Here is a 19,375-nt window from a genome sequence, read left to right as displayed (position 1 = left end):
GAGGGAACGTTATGTTTCCTTTTTTGTTTGCCCAAACAGATGCAACATCATATAAGCTTGTAGAAGATCTTGCACAATAGGATTGGATTTCATAATAGATTATAAAAACGTTTCAGGAAATGTAAACATTTATGTAACATTAATTGTTTACATATTCAATTACAGCAACATAGGGAGACTCTTGATTCCATGCTTGCCTTCCCCATACTTACCCTTACATGACATGCTATAATAAAGAGAGCAATGAAAGCAGACGAAATACAACATAGATAAAAGAAATATAGGGGAGGAACGTTAATGAATAATGAAACAAACATCTTGATTTATCAAACGGAGGAAGGCAATACAAAAATAGATGTTCGGTTAGAAAATGGGACAGTTTGGATGACACAGAAGGCAATTGCTGAGTTGTATCAAAAAGGTGTCAATACAATAAACGAACATATCAAGAACATCTATGCGGAGGGCGAACTACAGGAATCGGCAACTATTCGGAAAAACCGAATAGTTCAAACTGAGGGTAAACGTGAGGTTGAACGTGAGGTATCTTTTTATAATCTCGAAATGATTCTTGCAATCGGTTATCGTGTCCGTTCTCATCGAGGCACACAGTTCCGTCAATGGGCAACAGAGCGTTTAAACGAATACCTTGTTAAAGGTTTTACAATGGATGATGACCGCCTGAAAGATATGCGAAACTTTGGACAAGATTACTTTGATGAACTACTTGAACGTATTCGTGATATACGGGCATCGGAGAGAAGATTTTATCAAAAGATTACGGACATCTATGCTACTGCTGTTGATTATGATGGGAAAGCGGAAGTATCAAAAGAGTTCTTTGCAACGGTGCAAAACAAGTTACATTTTGCCATTCATGGACATACTGCATCCGAATTAATTGCTGAGAGAGCGGATGCAATGAAAGAAAACATGGGCTTAACATCCTGGAAAGGCGATAAAGTACAAAAACAAGATGTCAAAGTTGCCAAAAACTATTTGACGGAAAAGGAAATGAAGTCGCTTAATCGAATTGTCACGATGTATCTTGATTACGCAGAAGATCAAGCAGAACGTAATCAACCAATGTACATGAATGATTGGATTGAGAAGTTGAATGCTTTCCTTCAATTCAATGGGCGGGAAATCCTCGAAAATGCAGGGAAAATCTCAGCAAAGGTTGCAGAGCAATTGGCAGTACAGGAATATGAGAAGTTTAATCAAAATCGGTTAGTAAAAAATGTTGATAGCGACTTTGATGAATTCATAAAAAATAATCAGCTAAAATAGGTAAAAGGACAGGGAAAATGTAAAGAAAAGTATTGAGATTGTGACGGAACCTACTTTAACTATAGGTCAGAAGAGTTGAATAGAAAATTTAATAAATTATGGAGTGGTGAGAGTATGACATTGAAGTCAGAACTAAAAAATTTGGAAACAACTTTACAACATAGTAATTTAGATATTCTTATTGAAAGAATGTTGGTTAATGTTGGTTCAACCGACTCAGAACTTAGGGATACTCTAATTTATAATTCATTTGGAAAACTTATTTTCGAGGACTACTTGACAATAAAACAAATGAATCATATCTTTGAAGTTTGTCTTAGAAACTTATTTCTGGATATTGGTCAAAAAGAAAATGACTCAGTATTTACTCGTTCTTTTTCCGCTTTAGTTATTGTATTAGTCTTAAAGAAAGATAGGGATAAGCGGTTTTTGTCAGATGAAATTTTGAAACAATCGATTGAGGGTAGTATTAAATATTTAAAACTTGAAGAAGATATTCGAGGCTATGTGGTTGGCAAAGGATGGGGACATAGTATAGCACACGGAGCAGATTTATTAACAGAAGCCATAAGTCATCCAAATTTCAATATTGAGCTATCTTCTGAGTGTCTTGAAACAATCAAACTATGTTTATTCAAAGATAGCACAATAGAATTACCATTTGTTGATGAAGAAGAGGAAAGACTTATTTTTGCAGTAGAAGCCCTTCAAGAGAAAGGCGTAACTGATAGTGAAATGGAAAATTGGATATTAAAAATTTCTGATGAACTAAATGAACTATTAGAAAAAGAAGGATATAGTTTAAACTTCTTCTGGAAGAAATCCAATGTTATAAACTTTTTACGAGGATATTATTTCAGACTGCTGTACAAAAATGATTGTTTGAAATTACGAGAAAAGATAGCAAATATTTTAGAACAATGGCATAAACAAATGTACAACTAAAATCATTAAAAATTAGTAATTCTGCTTATTCAGCTAACGGGGGCTTTAATAGAAGAAAACAAACAACGAGCTTGTAGTTCCAAGCTCGTTTAGTTTGTGATTTTGCCTCTTAAATCACTACGGTGAACCGTATCATAAGTAACTAGGTTTTAGAAAAATATAAAAGCCAAGAACATCAAGATGTTTCGCTTCAGAACCTATTGGACAAATATACGGCTGAATTTGGGTCATTCTCAGGTTTGTAGACTCCCTTAAAAATAGTTATCATTAAAGAAGAGAAAGGGGAGATTACTTTGCCTAAGAAAAGATTTACACCTGAACAAAAAGCAGACATTGTCATCAAAGGGCTGAGTAATACAACATCTGTTAAAGAACTTTGTGTCGAGGTTGGCATTCAACCTAAGACTTTCTATGATTGGAAACAAGTGTTCATGAAACATGGAACAGAAGGCTTTAAATCCAAAGGCGATCAGACGAAAGATCAAGAAAAGGAAACGATGAAGAAAGAAATGAACCGCCTGAAAGAGCTCGTAGCGGATCTCTCTTTAGAAAATCATATATTAAAAAAAAACGATCTTTAAAACCTTATCTTGAGGAAGGGACGTATACCAAGCTTCCTGCTGATGAAAAGATCGACCTTATCCAGTTTTTAGAGGTGATTCCAAGGAAATCAATTGCTTGGGCACTCCAACAACTGAACCTAAGTCGCAGCACTTTCTATGATTGGAAACGACGCTACAAAGAAAGTGGATTTGTGGAACTTATGGACAAGCTCCCTATCCCTCATCGGCATCCTGACCAACTGCTTCCTGAAGAGGTCGAGAAAATCATTGAGATGGGTGAAAAGCTTGATCTTCATGGGTATCGTACAGTAGCCTATGGGCTTGAAAAAGACGGTATTTATGTATCAGGATCCAGTGCCTATCGTTATTTGAAAAAGAGTGGTCTCATCATTCCTCAAGAGACGCCGAAGCGAGAACCAGCAGGAAAAGAGTGGAAACACAAGCCCACCCAACCTAATGAAGTGTGGCATACAGATATCACTTATATTTGGATTGAAGGCTATGGATTCTATTATCTCTTTACCTATCTTGATGGATATTCCAGATATGTCGTCCACTCTGAATTAAGGCGATCGATGACTGTGGATGATACGATCTTAACCTTAAAACAGGCATTGAAAAAAGCTCAGCTGCCTGATCAACACGAACTTAAACTGGTCACTGATAACGGCTCACAATATCGTTCAAGACGCTTTAAACGTTATTTGAAAAAGTTTCATATCCATCATATTCGAACGGCCTATAAACATCCAGAAACCAACGGGAAAATTGAACGCTGGCATCGCACATTGAAGGACGATGAGGTCCGTTTAGCAGGCTATATAAGCCCATAAGAAGCCATTGAAGGTATCGGTAAATTTATAGAAACCTACAATGTGGATCGTCCTCACCAAGCGCTCGACTATCTGACACCTGAACAAGTCTATACAGGTCAAACAAAAGAAGCGTTAGACAAACGTAGAAAAGGAAAGAACGCAGCAAGGAAGAAGCGCCGAAAATACAATCAGGAGGTGGCTTAACTCTATTAAACTACAAAGCACGGGCTTTACATGGAGTGGCGGGCGCTGATAGGCTTCATTGCCAAGGGCAAATGTTTACCAACTTTGACCCAATGCCCCCCAATCACGCCCGCAGAGGCTCCGTGTCAAGCCCCTCAGGACACAGGCTGATTTAGTAGCTTGATAGTATCTCTAAGATGTAATGGAATAAACAACCAATCTGAATAACAGGGTATCGTCTACACCTGGAGATTTCCCAATATTATGATATCTATACCCGGCATGTGTTACCGAAAACACGAGCTATTTGTCTAAATTAGATGGAATCGGGACAATAAATGGTTTTAAGTAACTTTTATGCATGATGTAATTTTTTTAGATTTCCTCAAGGAGTTTAACTTCTGCTAATTAGCCAATTAATTGAATAATCATGCTATAATTTTAAAAAGGTGGTGTAAATGTGAAAAAGTTCCAATTCCTGTTCCTCTTTATCCTTTGATCGGTTTAGTAGGTATTATCATCTTGTATTTGGCTATATATTTTGCCACATCTTTCTCCGCTCATGGGGTGGTTCGTCGTACTATTTTTATAAACGGCCATCCGATTGAGGCATTCAAAACACATATTTCAAATCAACTAGACTCAAAAGACAAAAAACATAGGATTTGTTATGACATTCAAAATCCACGCGTTTCAACTGGTACTTATAAATCTATACCTGGGGTTTGTATGAAAAAAAATAAGTATGGTATGTACTATGATGTTACAATTGGAGTCTTTTAAATTTTTGTTTAAAGAAGGCGCTTCTTCGTAAATGAAGAAGCGCCTTCTATTTGGTTTAAAATCGAATACAATAAAAATCATACGTCTTACCATCAACATTATATAAACTTTTGCTTAAATGACTGTCTGTATGTGCTGAATATTTAATGTAGTCTAAAAAGTGGACACGTCAAAACGGGATTTGCGTTATAATGAATATCATTAGACAAAGGACGTGTTCAATATGGGAAAAAGGCATGATCAAGAATATAAAGAGTATGTAGCTAAGCTGGTTGTAGAAGAAGGACGTAAGCAACGTGATGTTGCTTATGAACTTGAGGTTTCTTCAACGACTATTGGAAGATGGGTGAAAAGTTATCGAGAAAAGGGGCAAAAAAAAACAGAGAAATATTTAACGCCATCTGAAGTGGAAAAGCTTAAAAGGGAACATGAAATAGCGCTGGAAGAACTCAAGGAAGAAAATGAAATTTTAAAAAAGGCCATGCATTCCACATGCATTACGTCATAGTCTTGCCGGAATCCTTTTGGAAAAGAAAACGCCATTTCCTGTTATTTCGGAAGTGTTAGGCCATACAAATACCGAAAGTACCAAAACCTACTTTAGAATTTATTTGGATACTCTTCGTCAATTTTCGTTAGATGTCTTGCCATTAAATACACCTCTTTTTGAAGGGGTGAAATAATATGGAATACCATGGAACTAACGGTGATCTAATTAATCAATACATTACTTTTAAAAGAAGTTTGGGATATGCATTGGATAATACCTATACCTTTAAAATGTTTGATTGTATTTGGCAAGTAAAAAATGTATGAAATGGCATTTAAAAATGTTTGCCACTTGCCACTCCGAATTAATCGCTTAATAATGATTCTTTATATCGATAACTTTCTCCAGTAAAGAGGAGTAAATGTGAATGATGTATGAGTCGATCTATGACTGCTTCAGTAAGAATTGGATCTCCAAAAACATGGTTCCACTGACCAAACTGTAGATTTGTCGTAATGACTATACTTTTAGTTTCATAACACATTGAAATGACTTGAAACAAGAGCTCAGCACCTTCTTTGTTTAACGGTATGTACCCTAGCTCATCTAGTATAAGAAGATCGAGTTTTTCTATTTGCTTCATCAATTTATTAAGATTCCCTTGTCGGTTCGCTTCTATTAATTTATTGACTAAAGATGCCACAGTAAAAAACTTTACTCGAATGCCAAAACTATGTATGGCATTTAAGGTAATCAAAGTTGCCAAATAGGTTTTACCCGTCCCAACGCCACCATATAAAATCAAGTTCTCTTGTTTATGAATAAATGCACCTTCCATAATTTGTTCTCTATCAATCCCTTGAGGGATTTGTATGTGATCCCACTGAAAAGGATTGTTCCCTGTTCTGGGGAGTTGTGCTTGATTAAGTAATAGGTTTACTTTTCTTTCTTCCCGATTCTGCACTTCCTTCTCAAATAATTTTAGGAGATACTCTTGATTACTTTCGGCGCTAACTTCTGTAAAGTTTTCTCTAATCCAACTTAACTTTAGGCGCTTGGCATATGCTTCAATTTGTTCAATCAAGATTAGCACCTCCGACTTTGAAGAAGGCATCATAATGTGTTAGTCCTCTTGTTGCTTTTGGTACCTGAGATACCGATACCTTTGGAATGATGGAGTTATGGGAATTCTCTTGGTTAAGTATAGAATAGAAGCAATGTTTGATTTGGTCTGCGCTTGGATGCCCGTATTCTGAGGCTACTTCTAAGGCTTTATTTAATAGTGTAAAGTCGTCATTTTTTAATAGTTTTCCTAACAGACTCAGTGCTGCTTTCTGTTCTTCCACTGTACAAGACATAAGATAATCTGACCATATAACTGGAAACTCTTCATATATACTTGAATACTTAATCGCTCTAGGTCGCCGTGATAGTAATTCAAGATAAGGTTGCCAGATCATGGATTTGCGTTTAACGCCATAAAGTCTTGTATGTGTGACGATAACCTCATTATCTTCATTTGAAATAACAATATTATTATATGTTATAGATACTCTAACTCTTTGACCTGCAAATCTTGGCGATGTAGAATAGTGTTTTTTATCGATGGATATCAACCCATACTTATCTGCCTTCACTTCTTGATAATAAGCACAATCAAATGCTTTTTCGGGTAAAATCAACCATCTATCCTCATCTTCTTTGTATAATTCTGATTGAAGCACTTCTTTTTCATAATGATACCTGTTTCGGTCCCTCACAGCTAGAGACCATAAGGTCTCATTAAATTGATCAAGATTAGTATGGTATTCTCGGGTAATAAGAAATTGTTTCTAACATATTTGACCATGGCTTCCACATGTCCCTTTTCATTTCCTTTACCTGGGTTACAAAATTCATACTTAAATCCATAATGGAAAACAAAACGCTCAAACGTATCTGTTAAATCACGTTCTCCTTTTGCACGAATCTTCTTCACCGCAGGGGATAGGTTATCAAATCTAATGGTATGTGGAACACCTCCCATATGATGAAACATTCTTTGGAGACCTTCAAGTAAGCACTCAGTATTTTCCGAAGGAAAGACTTGAAAATAAAAACTATTACTAAACGGAAAAGACATAACCAAGTATGGGAGGTCTATCACTTTAGATTGATATTTAAATGGAGCAGTTCCAAAATCAACCTGTGCTGTACCAGGGATAGACTCTAGTGGAATTGCGGCTCCTTCATTGATAGCTTTTAACTCTTTTTTTCTTTTGGCTACATAAGCTCGGACTGTTCGATACGCTCCTTTAAAACTATGAAAGTCTCTCAATTGTTCAAACATTCTCTTAGCTGTTCGCTGATACTTTCTTTTCTTTCTTAAATCCTCTGTAAGCCACTTATCAATAATTGGCTTTACAGGGTCCATAATGGGAGAGACCCTTGTTTGTTTCTCTTTCCTACTAAATTCCTCTTTGTTGGCGTATTTGTGCACCGTTCGTGGATCAATATTCATTCTTCTTCCTACGCTGGCATATGTTTCACCCTTTTGGTTTACCTCATGTCTGATATAATTAATTTGTGCCACTGTTAACATCTCCTAATATCCTCCTGTCAAACGTTGTTGGTCCAACGAGGAGTTTAAAGTTATTTGGAGGGGTTGGCAAGTGGTTTTTGTTATATATAGATTTTTTCTCGCAATCTACATAAATTAAGTGCCAAAAGCTACATTAATAGAATGCCATAAACACTGTAGGTCTTGTAGTCATAGAAATAATCATTTTACATGCACGTTCAATTTCATATTTGGTGTAACGACGTTCAGACTTTTTTAACGAAAAAATGGACTGTAATGCCTGTTTTTCTGCTTGGGACGTACCTAGAAAGTATTGAACAACGTTCAAAGTTGATGATCCAATACTTTCGGCCCATTCGAGCGCTGCCTCTGGTGGTTGGTCTACATATAACTTATGATTATCAGGCATATGGTCACGAATAGTAGATAATTGACCAAACTTCCCATATAATCGTTTATGAGAGGCCACTCTCATATGATTAAAATAGACCTCAACGAGGTCATCAGAAAGTTTCACTTCAACTTGTCGATTGATATATTCGTATGGAACTGAATAAAACATACTCTCAACAGAGATGTGGTAATCAGGACGGACTTTCGCAGTTTTCCATTCGGACATTTTGTAAGCCACAATTGGTAGAGGGGAAAGCGCAAATTTCTCCTCTTCCTCAAAAGCTGTCAAACGGCTCCCTTTTTTGCGGGTAAAGGGGCGTTGATTAAATTAATTTAACTTCTTCCAAACTTCTTCGTTCAATTCATCAATACTGAAGCACTGTATATTTCTTAAGGCCGCGATGATCCATGTAGAGATAACTCCAACGGAGCCTTCAACACTTGGCTTATCTTTCTTATCCGGAATTCTGGATAAGAAAGATTATCCCGAAGTTTTTATTATCCCGAATATTTAACTGTTATTCCTTATTTGTCACGGTAAAGGGGGTTAAATATTCGGGATTATTTGTTGTTCGTTTTTTCCGCCCACTCCATAATTAAATCGGGATATTCCCGAATACAATTGTGGAGGCGAAATACGATGAAAGAAATTTTGTTGACCGAGTTGGTTGCCCAGGCTAAGGAAGCAATAAAACCAATCCAGCATAGTGCATCTACAGTCTATCAATATGGATTGGCATGGGACGAACTGATTAACTTTTTTGAATCAAACGGGCAATCATATTTTTCCAGGGAGTTGGCAAATCGTTTTGTACGAGAATCAAAGGATAGCCTTTACAAAGGACTGATTAAGAACTGGCGTTATAAACTCAGACGCCTTTCGGTACTTATTCTTCTTGAAGTCGTGGAAACAGGCAGTTACAGCTGGAAACTCCACTATTCGAATGCCAATGCCACCCTTTCAATCGATATGAAACGATTGCATGTAGAATATGCGGAAACACTTATCCGTTCTGGTAAAGGTAATGGTACACGCAGATTCTATGAGACACTCGCGAGGCAGTTTTTAAAATATGTACAGAGAGAACTTAATAAAAATATTTCTGATCTACGGCTCGATGATGTTCAAAAATTTATACCTTATATCGCAAAATCTTATCAAAGTACCAGTATGCGAACAGTGCTTTCTGCACTTCGTTCCTTTCTTAAGTTGCTCTATAAGGAAGGGATGACTAACGAAAAACTGGTGTTAGCAGTTCCAAGCAGTGGTTCCAAAAAAACCGCAGTAGTACCAACTATTACACAGGACGAAGAAAAACATTTGCTTCAGTCAATCGACCGTTCTACCTGTATCGGAAAGCGTAACTATGCCATGGTGCTTTTGGCAATGCGTACAGGCCTTAGGAGCATTGATATTATAAACTTGAAATTATCCAATATAGACTGGCGGAATAAGACAATCGCCATTATACAACAAAAAAATGGTAGGCCCTTAACGTTACCTATTCTTACAGATGTCGGTAATGCATTGTCTGATTATATATTAAATGCAAGACCTCAAAACAGTCTTCCCTATGTTTTTCTGAGGTGCCAGTCTCCATACACGAAAATGTCCCGTTCCAACTGTTATGCCATCAGTTGTAGCATCATGAAAAAGGCGGACATTCGTCAGTCAGGGCATCAACGGAAAGGATTTCATATCTTTCGCCATTCTGTGGCTGCAAGAATGCTTTCACAGGAAATATCACTTCCTGTGATATCTAATACATTGGGCCATAGCTCTATGTCCTCCAGCAAGGTATATCTTTCAACAGATGAAAAACATTTAAAGGCATGTGCTCTCACCTTCCAAGGAATTGAAGTTACAAAGGAGGAGCTGTTATGAAGTATCCTTATAATAGTAACTTCAAGATCTATATAGAAGGTCTGGTTGAACAGAAACAGTCCCTTGGATATCCTTATGTCAGTTCAGGAAGGATCTTACGCATGTTTGATGAATATTGCATAAAAAAAATCCCTAGTGAACATACATTAACTTCTGATATTGTCATGGGTTGGGCAACATTAAGGGAAAATGAACACCCAAACGGGCTTTTGCGTAGAGTTACACCTATAAGACAGCTGGCAAAATATATGAACAGCATCGGGGTTGATGCGTATGTCTTACCTTCCAATATACCGAAAAAACAGATACGTTATGTGCCACACATATTTACAAGTCAGGAGCTGTCTGAATTCTTTAAGGCAGTAGATGCCTGCCAGGCCAGCCCTTTTAGTCCAGGTCGCCATCTGGTCATACCTGTATTTTTTAGGCTCCTTTATTGTTGCGGACTTCGGTCTTCTGAAGCGCGAATGCTTCAAGTGTCAGATGTGGATTTTAAATCCGGATCGGTATTTATCCGGGAATCAAAAGGCCATAAGGATAGAATCATATATTTATCTGACGATATATTACATCTATGTAAGGTGTACGATGAAAGAATCCAATTCCACTATCCTAATAGAATCGCATTTTTCCCAAATCAGAAAGGTAACTTTTATGATCGTAGCCTGGTAAACTACTGGTTCCATTTATTTTGGGATAACCTCGCCGTCGCAAACACATATACAGGAAATCCTCCAAGAGTTCATGATTTCCGCCATACTTTCGCCGTTAATCGGCTGAACCTGTGGGTGAAAGAAGAGAAGGAGATCAATGCATATCTTCCATATCTAAGCATGTATCTCGGTCATGAAAATCAGGCAGATACAGATTATTACCTGCATCTGGTTCCGGAGTTCTTCCCAGTGTTCCGCGAAAAGTCCAGCAGGGTGTCTGAAAACCTCCTTCCGGAGGTGGATTATGAATAAGTCGATAGAAGGTGCTTTTTTTAAATATGTTCGTAGTTTCCTGACAGTGTATCTACCCAGAAATAAGTGTTACAGCACTAATACAATCAAAGCCTATCGTGATACGATAAACCTTTTACGGCTTTTTCTATGGGAGCGAAAGAAGATTCCTTTCACGGATATTACCTTTGAGATGATTAATCATGATTTGGTGTACAAATTCCTAGAATGGCTTCAATCATCGAGAAACTGTAGCATTTCTACAAGAAACCAACGACTAGCTGCATTAAAATCATTTTTGCATTATTGCGCAATTGAAGAACCGTCGCTTGCCGCAATATACATGGATGTTCAGGACATAACAGCTCTTCGCGATACTAAAAAGGGAGTATCGTATATGTCGCAGAATGCATTGAAATCAATTCTGACACAGCCAAATGTAAAAAACAAATTCGACTTGCGGAATCGTTTCTTTATGATAGTCATGTATGATACCGGAGGACGCATACAGGAAATCCTTGATCTAAAGCTACGGGATATTTCTCTCGATCTAGATATACCATGCATCTATCTTACTGGCAAAGGAAATAAAGTTAGAGCGGTTCCATTAATGGAGAAAACCGTTCTTCATTTAAAAGAATATCTTAAAGTATTTCATCCAACATATTTAGAAAGCGCTGATGACTATCTGTTTTATACTGTATTTAAAGGGAAAAGGGGAGCAATGTCACCCGATAATGTCTCCGCATTCATTAAAAAATATGCAGAGCGAGCAAGAATTTCCTGTTCAGAAGTTCCCAAAAGAGTACACGCGCATTTATTTAGGCATAGCCGGGCCATGCATTTGTACCAATCAGGTATCCCACTTTCTTATATAAAGGATTTCCTTGGACATGAAAATTCTACAACAACGAGCATCTATGCCTCAGCCGACACTACCATGATAAGGAATGCCCTTGAAAAGGCAGCCAAACTGGATGGGAACTCTACCACCGAGATCCCTGTTTGGGAAGACAATGAGGATATGATTCTAAAACTTTGTGGGTTAAAATAGCATGACCATTATTTATGGTTATCCCGAAGGTGATTAAATAGAGGGCTGTTATTGTCAGCAATAGCAGCCCTAATTTGGGATAATAAAAACTTCGGGATAATCTTTCGGACTACGAACCCGTGCAGGCATCACAACGGTGTTATAGTAATCTGCCATTTCTCTGTACGTAGGATTTAAGATTAACTCACGTGTAGTATGCTTAGTCACGCTTGTTTTAAGATTGTCTGGCACAATAATTTGTGTAGTGCCACCAAAATACTCATAAGCATGGTTATGGGCAGTAATCCACGAATGTAAATTCATTGATAAGGTTGCTTCTGCATACGATAATTGACTGCACGGCAGTGTCGCGATGAAAACATACGCCTTTATCTTTTCCCCAGTATCTCTATCAATAATGAAGGCAGTGGAACCTGCCCAATCTACCTCCACAACTTCTCCAGGTTTCCTACGAATACGCAGAGTAGCTTTGTACTTTTCCGCATACTTACTGTAATGACGTGAAAAGCTGCGATACGAGTACGGGATTTTCTTATTTGTTCGGCATTCAACTTCATATTCATGATGGAGAAGCGATAGTGTCACATTGGGCTTGGCCAACTCTTCATGAATATAATCAAAGTTCAATGGTTGTCGCCCGGAAGCTTCCAGTGTCTTCTCGGGAAATAGAAATTCCTCAATCCATTTATCCGTCATTTCTTCTTCTAACGGACAAACCAATCCCTTTTTTTCGGCTAAAGCGATGACCTCTGTTACTTTTGGACGAGAGTTTCCTGTACTTGCGGCAATGCCTCTAAGACTAATTCCCTCATCGTGTAATTCCAAAATCCTTCGATAATGAATCATACAAAAATACCTCCTACATAAAAAATGTCACACCCATGTGTAGGTATGCTCACTAATTATACAGAAGGTATAATGGTAAATAGCTTGTCAATTGCTGGTACATTCTTTGTCATTCGGTGGTAAAAACAATGGCAGAGGTGGTACATTTCAGTGGCCGTAATCAGATATAGGCTATATTTTAAAATCCTACGTCTACCATAAATAGAGAGTTATAAAACAATAGGAACGGTAAAAGCCGATTTGTATAGGAGGAAGCACATTGAAAAATGGTGTGAGGTTGAAATGGATCAAAAAAGAATAAGGAAAGCTATTGATGACTTTGGTAGTGTGATAAAAGAATATCGTAAGAAGGAAGTAATGACGCTTGATTCATTGGCATCACGTGTAGGTTGCAGTCCAGCATTTATCTTTCGAGCTGAAAGAGGGTCAAGAATAGTCCCTATACATATGCGGGTTCGGATTCTTAAAAGTGGTTTAAACTGGAAATCTAGTGATGTTGAACACTACTTGGTAGAAATGATTAAAGGGTATGAACAAAAAAATAGATAAAATGGATAAAGCTATTGCAAAGCAATGTATTTGTAATAGCTTTTTAAAATGAGTAAGGACTTTGGATAATGTTCGTTTGAAGTACACCCTGTCCAAACAGATAGAAATATAGTATAATAGGGATATTAGAATGTTCAAACAGACTTGTTCAATACATAGGGGTGAGAATTTTGATTTTTGGCTATGCAAGAGTTAGTTCAAAAAGTCAAAACCTTTCGAGACAGTTAAAGGAACTAGAAGAGTATGGTTGTGATCGGATATATCAAGAGAAACAATCAGGTAAAAATTTTGAACGACCGATTTATAAGGAAATGCGTTCAAAAATGCGGTTTGGCGATGTGTTAGTTGTACATGATTTAAGTAGATTTGGACGAAACAAGCAGGAAATAAGAGATGAGTGGAAAGCACTTATTGAAGAAGAAATTGACATTGTTGTGTTAAATATGCCAATCTTGGATACAAGGAAATATAGGGAACTTGAGGGAGTTGGACAATTAGTATCTGATCTTGTACTTACCCTTTTATCTTGGATGGTAGACGAAGAAAGAGAGCGTATAAGGACTGCTCAGAGAGAGGGAATTGAAATTGCAAAAAAGCAGGGTAAGTTCCAAGGAGGTAAAAAAAGGTACCATAAAGAAGCAACTGGGAAAGATAAGGTTATTTATAATGAAGTCGTAAGATGCTTAAATGAAAATATTAGTATAATGGATATTCATCGAAAAACAGGATTATCGAGAAACACCATTTATTCTATAAAGAGAGAAATTGAAGTAGAATCTATCTAGTATAAACTCTGTAATATTTAAAATGGATACTTATAAATATTGTATAAATACATAATTAAGTGAGGGACGTATTTATGATTAAAGAAACACTAGAAAAAAACGAATATGGAAAGTTGAATGACAAGAAAATGAACGTGCTAAAACAGCATTTTCCAAATTGTTTTGTTGGAGAAACATTTGATATTGAAAAATTTAAAAATGAAATTAAACAAAATATTGATTTTTCTTCAGAAGGTTATGAGTTGAATTTCTTAGGGAAAAATTATGCCAAATACATAGCTGATTCCATCGATACTGAAACGGTATTGATTCCAAATGAGGAGCACAATAGTAAGGAAGAAAATAAGAATTCCAGTAATATTTACATTACAGGTGATAATTTAGATGTTTTAAAGCATTTAAGAAAGTCTTATTCAGACCAAGTAAACTTAATCTATGTTGATCCTAATTATAATACTGACAGTGATGATTTTGTTTACTCGGATAGTTTTAGTTTTACAAAAGAGCAATTAATAAACGTTTTAGGCATAGAAGAAGCAGAAGCTGAACGTATATTAAACATGACTTCATCTAATTCATCTTCTCATAGTGCATGGATGACCTTTATGTACCCAAGGTTATTTTTGGGTAGAGAACTACTAAAAGATGACGGTCTAATCTTCATTAGCATAGGAAAAGAAGAATTAGATAATTTATTGAAGTTAGCAGATGATATTTTTGGTGAAAATAATAGAGTTGGAATTGTTTCAAGGGTAACTAAGACCGCAAGTAATAATGGTACATACTTTGCACCAACAGTTGATTACGTTATCTGTTTTGCTAAGAACATTGATAAAGTTAGTGGATTTACAGACATCGTTAATGAAAAGCTATACAAAAAAATTGAAAAATCAGGACCGAGAAAGGGAGAAAGATATAGAGATGATGTCGCTTTATACCAGGCATCTTTAAATGATCTTCGTCCTAATCAAAAATATTTTATAGAATGCCCTGATGGTAGCAAAGTAATACCACCTTGTTCAATTCTTGATGAAGTTATGAGAGAGGGAGACGGGAGATGGAGATGGACAAAGGATACATATCTTAAAAACAAAGATTTGTTAGTCTTTAAAAAGTCGAATAGATCGCCTCTGCTTGATGAGAATGGGAATCAAGCTAAGTATAATATCTATACGAAAAGTTATTTAAAGGATAGAGAAGAAAGTGGGACTTTACCTAGAGAACTCTGGACTGACTTCATAAATAGAAAAGGTGCAGATCTACTGAAGAAAATGGATATTCCATTTGATTTTTCAAAGCCTGTTGAACTTATTAAGTATATAATTGACATAACAAAAACAGACAACGATTCATTAATACTAGACTTCTTCTCAGGTTCGGGAACTACGGCTCATGCTGTTTTGGAAAAAAATGCGGAAGATGGACATAATCGTAGGTATATTATGGCACAACTAGATGAGAAGGTTAAAGAAAAATCTGAAGCAAAAAAGAAAGGTTATAAAACAATAGATGAAATTGGACGTGAACGAATAATTCGTGCAGCTAAAATGATAAAAGAGAAGTATGAAACAGAAATTGATTATGGGTTTAAACATTTCACAGTTAAACAATTAGACGAGAATCAAATTGACAAAATTAAGGAATTTGATCCCAACTTAATTGCCGCAGATTTCAATGTTGAATTTGACAAGAAAACAATACTTACGACATGGTTAAATAATGATGGGCATGGGTTAACACCTTCTTATAAAGAAATAGTTTTTAATGGATATATTGGTTACTATGCTAATAACTATTTGTATTTGCTTGACGAAGGGTTATCGCAAGAACACATTGATGCACTCCTTTCAGAAATTGTAGAAAATAAAGAATTTAATCCAACAAATATAATAATATATGGATATAATTTCATGGAATTCAATATTCTGACACAACTAGAACTAAACTTAAAACAACTAAGAAATGAAGAAAAAAATATAGAAGTTTCTTTAATAAAACGATATTGAGGTGAACAAAGTTGGAGTTAATTTTAAAAAGAAATTTACCACATCAACAAATACCTATTGAGAGACTTTGTTCAGTTTTTTCGAACGTTGGTATACAAAAACCTATGAAATCTATAGAGAATCCAATAATTGATGTTAAAAATTCATATTTGTATCATAACATTAAACATCTTCAAGACGATTTACCATTAAATTTAAAGGGGATAAGTTCGGTAAATGATTATCTAAATATTGATATAAAGATGGAAACAGGTACTGGAAAAACTTATGTATATACAAAAGCAATTTATGAATTAAATAGATTGTATGGTTTTAAAAAGTTCATCATTGCTGTTCCTTCATTGCCGATTAAAGCGGGAACAGCAAATTTTATCCAAAATCAAAATAATATTAAACACTTTAAAAATGTATGTGGTTATAATACAGAAATTAAACTTCGTACTGTAGAGAGTGTAAGAACTAAAAAAGGTTCTAAAAAATACATCCCTAGCAGTATTCGAGATTTCGTAACTTCATCAATAATTCAAAAAAACACTATAGAGGTATTATTGGTGAACATGCACCATCTAAAAGAAACTAAAACTGGTGTTTTGGTTAGAGAGGATTATGATTCACATATAGAGGGATTTTTCAGACCAGTCGATGCTATTTCAGCAACAAGACCTATAATGATTATCGATGAACCGCATCGCTTTAGTCGAGATAATGCAACTTTTAAATTTATTGAAGAACAAATAAAACCACAAATGATTATACGTTTTGGGGCGACTTTTCCTGATAAAACCATAGGAAGAGGCAAAAGTAAGGTAGAAGTAAAAGATTATCAAAACTTAATTTATGATTTGAATATTCATAAGGCGTTTGAGCAGAACCTAATTAAAGGTGTTGCAAAGGAACATGTTGAAGGACCTGATGGTAAAGAAGAGATATTTAAAATACTTACAATAAAGAAAGGTGAGTATGTAAAGTTTCAAAAGACAGTATTAAATGATAAAAATCAGATAGTAAAGATGACAAAGGAGCTTAAAAAGAATGACTCTCTTAGTCTACTATCACCAAAATTTCAAGGAATTACAGTTGATGGTATATTAGCTACAAAAATAGTTTTAAGTAATGGTGAGGAAAAGTTTACTGGAGATACATTCTTTGCAGATGTTTTTGCTACATCTTATGTAAGAGAATCAATAAGATTGGCATTAAAAAGACATTTCGAAACTGAGAGAGAAAATTTTAAACGTAAATTTAGAATAAAGACTTTAGCACTATTCTTTATTGATGATATTAATTCATATCGGGATAATGGCTTAAAGGAACCATATTTAAAAAAGATATTTGAGGAAGAGCTTCGTGAAAAACTAAAGCAAGAGATTGAGATTTGTAGGGATTCTGAGACAGAGTATAGAAAATATCTCGAAGAATCATTAGAGAATATTAGTAAAACCCATGCTGGGTATTTTTCACAGGATAATATATCTACTGAAGAAGAAATAGAAAAAGAAGTAAATGTAATCCTATTTGATAAGGAAAAACTACTGAGCTTAGAAGGTGAAGCAAACACAAGGAGATTTATCTTTTCAAAATGGACTTTAAAAGAAGGCTGGGATAACCCTAATATTTTCACTATTGCTAAATTAAGATCAAGCGGAAGTGATAATAGCAAATTACAAGAAATAGGACGTGGCTTGCGTCTCCCAGTAGATGAAACTGGAAATCGAATAGAGAATGAAACGTTTATACTAAACTACATTGTAGATTTTACCGAAAAAGATTTCGTTAAGAAGTTAGAACAAGAAATATATGGGGAATCATCCTTTGAACAAAAGTCACTTACTACAGATCAGGTTGAGAAACTTGCTAAAAATAAGGGTGTAAGTAATGAGGAACTTGTAACTGAACTTATGGTAAAAGGATTCATCTCTTTCAACCTTGATATAAAGCCAGATAAGTTACAAGAATTTATAGTAGAATATCCTGAGTTATTTAACAAGCTAGATAAAGGAAGAATTACAGATCGTAACAAAGACAAAGTTAAAAAGGTAGGCATTCGTCAACAAAATTATTGGAAATTAAAAGATTTATGGGAACAACTCAACAAGAAATACTACTTATATTTGGATAAAGTTGATGACGAAAAACTTTTAAATATTATTTCTGACGTAATCACAGAAGATTTAATAAATAAATCTGTAAGTAAAACAAAAAGAGAGACTGTTGAAATGGTACAGGGTGAGCTAATATTTAATACTACTCTGGATACCATTGATAGTTCGATTAATGATACATTAGATTATGGCGAATTTTTAAAGATAATGGCAAAGAATACAAATTTATCTATTCCCTTAATTCATACTGGGATTGTGAAAGCATCTAAACTAAAGAAAATCGAAGACATATTCTTTACATTGGATACGGTTAGAAGTTTCTCTACTTACTTTAAACAACGAATATATGATGAGATGTTAAAAATCTATTCATATAGAAAATTGCCTCACACTACAGTGCATCCTACAGAATTAACAGAAGAAAACGGAGATCCAAGAGAGTACGTAAAAACTTCTGCTTATTTAGGTGTAAATGAAAGAAAGGGTACACCTATAGAAACGTATTTATATGATACGATTTTATCTGATTCCTCAATTGAGGAAAGTAACATTATTGAAAATATAAGTAGTGTAGAAGTCTTTGGGAAAATACCGAAACGCACTTTACAAATACCATTTATTGATGGAAGTACATATAGCCCTGACTTTATGTACATTGTAAAAGATAATGATGGAAAACCCACATTAAATCTAGTGGTAGAGAGTAAAGGTGTAAAGAAAAAGCAAGAACTAAGAGGAACAGAAGAACATAAAATTGAAGCAGCTTATAAACTCTTTAATACGGTAAAAGAATTGGAAATAAAAGATAGTTATAGAGGAAAAGCAGATACTGCTGAGTTTGAAGAGTTATTAAAGAGTAAATCAATAAATGTCCACTATAGAAGACAAACAAACAATGAAGAGATACTCGATATTATTAATGACCTGATTCAAAATAATTAAGTATTACTGTCGAAATACATCAAGAAGGAATATAGGGACAGTTTATTCACGTATGGAGCGGAATATAACTGTCCCTATGCTATTTCTAAGTGAATGTGAGATAGAGCACTAATTTCGCATTTAAGTCTGACTACCCAGTTAGTGTCAAGTAAAGTTCGCAAAAACCATCAGTACTCCGTCAAGGCTTATGCCGCTTGAAGTCGTTGTTCTTGTACCTGGCGGATGATCTTCGGGTGTATG

Annotated in this window: 18 protein-coding genes and 2 pseudogenes; 16 read left to right on the top strand and 4 right to left on the bottom strand. The window is 35.4% G+C overall.

Annotation, left to right across the window (positions count from 1 at the left end; all coding sequences use genetic code 11):
• Nucleotides 1–297 precede the first annotated feature (297 nt).
• The 9 genes and pseudogenes from IEW82_RS17445 to IEW82_RS20465 all read left to right on the top strand — a co-directional run bounded on the left by IEW82_RS17445 (nt 298) and on the right by IEW82_RS20465 (nt 5,262).
• Complete coding sequence (locus IEW82_RS17445; RefSeq protein WP_188697747.1) at nt 298–1,290, top strand: virulence RhuM family protein; 993 nt, start codon at nt 298–300, stop codon at nt 1,288–1,290.
• A gap of 114 nt (nt 1,291–1,404) precedes the next feature.
• A complete protein-coding gene (locus IEW82_RS17440) occupies nt 1,405–2,235 on the top strand; it encodes a DUF2785 domain-containing protein (protein ID WP_188697743.1) in 831 nt (276 codons plus the stop codon).
• Nucleotides 2,236–2,528: 293 nt separating this feature from the next.
• A complete protein-coding gene (locus IEW82_RS17435) occupies nt 2,529–2,816 on the top strand; it encodes a transposase (RefSeq protein WP_188697740.1) in 288 nt (95 codons plus the stop codon).
• 74 nt (nt 2,817–2,890) lie between these two features.
• Nucleotides 2,891–2,989 (top strand): annotated as a pseudogene (locus tag IEW82_RS20470) (helix-turn-helix domain-containing protein); the annotation flags it as partial.
• A gap of 9 nt (nt 2,990–2,998) precedes the next feature.
• Nucleotides 2,999–3,631: a DDE-type integrase/transposase/recombinase gene (locus tag IEW82_RS17430; protein WP_373285739.1), complete on the top strand. Its 633-nt coding sequence runs from the start codon at nt 2,999–3,001 to the stop codon at nt 3,629–3,631.
• Nucleotides 3,632–3,637: 6 nt separating this feature from the next.
• Nucleotides 3,638–3,817 carry a hypothetical protein gene (locus IEW82_RS17425; protein WP_373285738.1) on the top strand — a complete coding sequence of 60 codons (180 nt, stop codon included), beginning with the start codon at nt 3,638–3,640 and terminating at the stop codon, nt 3,815–3,817.
• 399 nt (nt 3,818–4,216) lie between these two features.
• Nucleotides 4,217–4,579, top strand: coding sequence for a YjcN family protein (locus tag IEW82_RS20570; RefSeq protein WP_505891276.1), 363 nt, complete (start codon nt 4,217–4,219; stop codon nt 4,577–4,579).
• A 223-nt stretch (nt 4,580–4,802) separates the two neighbouring features.
• A complete protein-coding gene (locus IEW82_RS17420; protein ID WP_188697733.1) occupies nt 4,803–5,087 on the top strand; it encodes a transposase in 285 nt (94 codons plus the stop codon).
• A 16-nt stretch (nt 5,088–5,103) separates the two neighbouring features.
• On the top strand, nt 5,104–5,262 hold the full coding sequence (locus IEW82_RS20465; protein WP_229672749.1) for a site-specific integrase: 159 nt from the start codon (nt 5,104–5,106) through the stop codon (nt 5,260–5,262).
• A gap of 171 nt (nt 5,263–5,433) precedes the next feature.
• On the opposite strand, the gene istB is transcribed toward IEW82_RS20465, so the two are convergent.
• The 3 genes and pseudogenes from istB to IEW82_RS17400 form a co-directional block, all read right to left on the bottom strand.
• Nucleotides 5,434–6,183 carry an IS21-like element helper ATPase IstB gene (istB, locus tag IEW82_RS17410; protein WP_444544437.1) on the bottom strand — a complete coding sequence of 250 codons (750 nt, stop codon included), beginning with the start codon at nt 6,181–6,183 and terminating at the stop codon, nt 5,434–5,436.
• A pseudogene (istA, locus tag IEW82_RS20460) lies at nt 6,146–7,650 on the bottom strand (IS21 family transposase). The gene istB and the pseudogene istA overlap by 38 nt, the downstream one beginning before the upstream one ends.
• 133 nt (nt 7,651–7,783) lie before the next feature.
• Complete coding sequence (locus IEW82_RS17400; RefSeq protein ID WP_373285737.1) at nt 7,784–8,260, bottom strand: Mu transposase domain-containing protein; 477 nt, start codon at nt 8,258–8,260, stop codon at nt 7,784–7,786.
• 402 nt (nt 8,261–8,662) lie between these two features.
• Between IEW82_RS17400 and IEW82_RS17395 the strand changes: the two genes are divergently transcribed.
• The 3 genes from IEW82_RS17395 to IEW82_RS17385 are packed head-to-tail and all read left to right on the top strand — an operon-like array spanning nt 8,663 to nt 11,905.
• Complete coding sequence (locus tag IEW82_RS17395; protein WP_188697727.1) at nt 8,663–9,907, top strand: site-specific integrase; 1,245 nt, start codon at nt 8,663–8,665, stop codon at nt 9,905–9,907.
• The gene (locus IEW82_RS17390) at nt 9,904–10,872 is read left to right on the top strand and encodes a tyrosine-type recombinase/integrase (RefSeq protein ID WP_188697725.1); all 969 of its coding nucleotides are present in this window, start codon (nt 9,904–9,906) and stop codon (nt 10,870–10,872) included. The genes IEW82_RS17395 and IEW82_RS17390 overlap by 4 nt, the downstream gene beginning before the upstream one ends.
• A complete protein-coding gene (locus IEW82_RS17385; protein WP_188697722.1) occupies nt 10,865–11,905 on the top strand; it encodes a tyrosine-type recombinase/integrase in 1,041 nt (346 codons plus the stop codon). The genes IEW82_RS17390 and IEW82_RS17385 overlap by 8 nt, the downstream gene beginning before the upstream one ends.
• Before the next feature lie 69 nt (nt 11,906–11,974).
• Here IEW82_RS17385 and IEW82_RS17380 read toward each other — a convergent pair whose 3' ends face one another.
• Nucleotides 11,975–12,751 (bottom strand): DDE-type integrase/transposase/recombinase, encoded by a 777-nt coding sequence (locus tag IEW82_RS17380; protein ID WP_188697717.1) that lies wholly within the window; start codon nt 12,749–12,751, stop codon nt 11,975–11,977.
• 282 nt (nt 12,752–13,033) lie between these two features.
• Between IEW82_RS17380 and IEW82_RS17375 the strand changes: the two genes are divergently transcribed.
• The 4 genes from IEW82_RS17375 (at nt 13,034) to IEW82_RS17360 (ending at nt 19,135) form a co-directional block, all read left to right on the top strand.
• Complete coding sequence (locus IEW82_RS17375; protein WP_188697714.1) at nt 13,034–13,300, top strand: helix-turn-helix domain-containing protein; 267 nt, start codon at nt 13,034–13,036, stop codon at nt 13,298–13,300.
• Between the two features lie 170 nt (nt 13,301–13,470).
• Entirely contained in the window at nt 13,471–14,085 is a 615-nt protein-coding gene (locus IEW82_RS17370; RefSeq protein WP_188697711.1) for a recombinase family protein, read from the top strand.
• Nucleotides 14,086–14,159: 74 nt separating this feature from the next.
• On the top strand, nt 14,160–16,091 hold the full coding sequence (locus IEW82_RS17365) for a site-specific DNA-methyltransferase (RefSeq protein WP_188697706.1): 1,932 nt from the start codon (nt 14,160–14,162) through the stop codon (nt 16,089–16,091).
• An 11-nt stretch (nt 16,092–16,102) separates the two neighbouring features.
• Nucleotides 16,103–19,135 (top strand): type III restriction-modification system endonuclease, encoded by a 3,033-nt coding sequence (locus tag IEW82_RS17360; RefSeq protein ID WP_188697703.1) that lies wholly within the window; start codon nt 16,103–16,105, stop codon nt 19,133–19,135.
• Nucleotides 19,136–19,375 lie beyond the last annotated feature (240 nt).

This window comes from Pullulanibacillus camelliae (genome assembly GCF_014642655.1).
GTDB classification, from domain to species: Bacteria; Bacillota; Bacilli; order Bacillales; family Sporolactobacillaceae; genus Pullulanibacillus; species Pullulanibacillus camelliae.
Note: the sequence above shows the minus strand (reverse complement) of the source record. Positions and strands in the feature narration are given on the sequence as shown.

Coding starts and splice junctions, on each gene's coding strand:
- IEW82_RS17390 (WP_188697725.1), top strand. CDS start 9,904: ATGAAGTATCCTTATAATAGTAACTTCAAGATCTATATAGAAGGTCTG.
- IEW82_RS17395 (WP_188697727.1), top strand. CDS start 8,663: ATGAAAGAAATTTTGTTGACCGAGTTGGTTGCCCAGGCTAAGGAAGCA.
- IEW82_RS17385 (WP_188697722.1), top strand. CDS start 10,865: ATGAATAAGTCGATAGAAGGTGCTTTTTTTAAATATGTTCGTAGTTTC.
- IEW82_RS17375 (WP_188697714.1), top strand. CDS start 13,034: ATGGATCAAAAAAGAATAAGGAAAGCTATTGATGACTTTGGTAGTGTG.
- IEW82_RS17440 (WP_188697743.1), top strand. CDS start 1,405: ATGACATTGAAGTCAGAACTAAAAAATTTGGAAACAACTTTACAACAT.
- IEW82_RS17430 (WP_373285739.1), top strand. CDS start 2,999: ATGGACAAGCTCCCTATCCCTCATCGGCATCCTGACCAACTGCTTCCT.
- IEW82_RS17420 (WP_188697733.1), top strand. CDS start 4,803: ATGGGAAAAAGGCATGATCAAGAATATAAAGAGTATGTAGCTAAGCTG.
- IEW82_RS17380 (WP_188697717.1), bottom strand. CDS start 12,751: ATGATTCATTATCGAAGGATTTTGGAATTACACGATGAGGGAATTAGT.
- istB (WP_444544437.1), bottom strand. CDS start 6,183: ATGCCTTCTTCAAAGTCGGAGGTGCTAATCTTGATTGAACAAATTGAA.
- IEW82_RS17365 (WP_188697706.1), top strand. CDS start 14,160: ATGATTAAAGAAACACTAGAAAAAAACGAATATGGAAAGTTGAATGAC.
- IEW82_RS17445 (WP_188697747.1), top strand. CDS start 298: ATGAATAATGAAACAAACATCTTGATTTATCAAACGGAGGAAGGCAAT.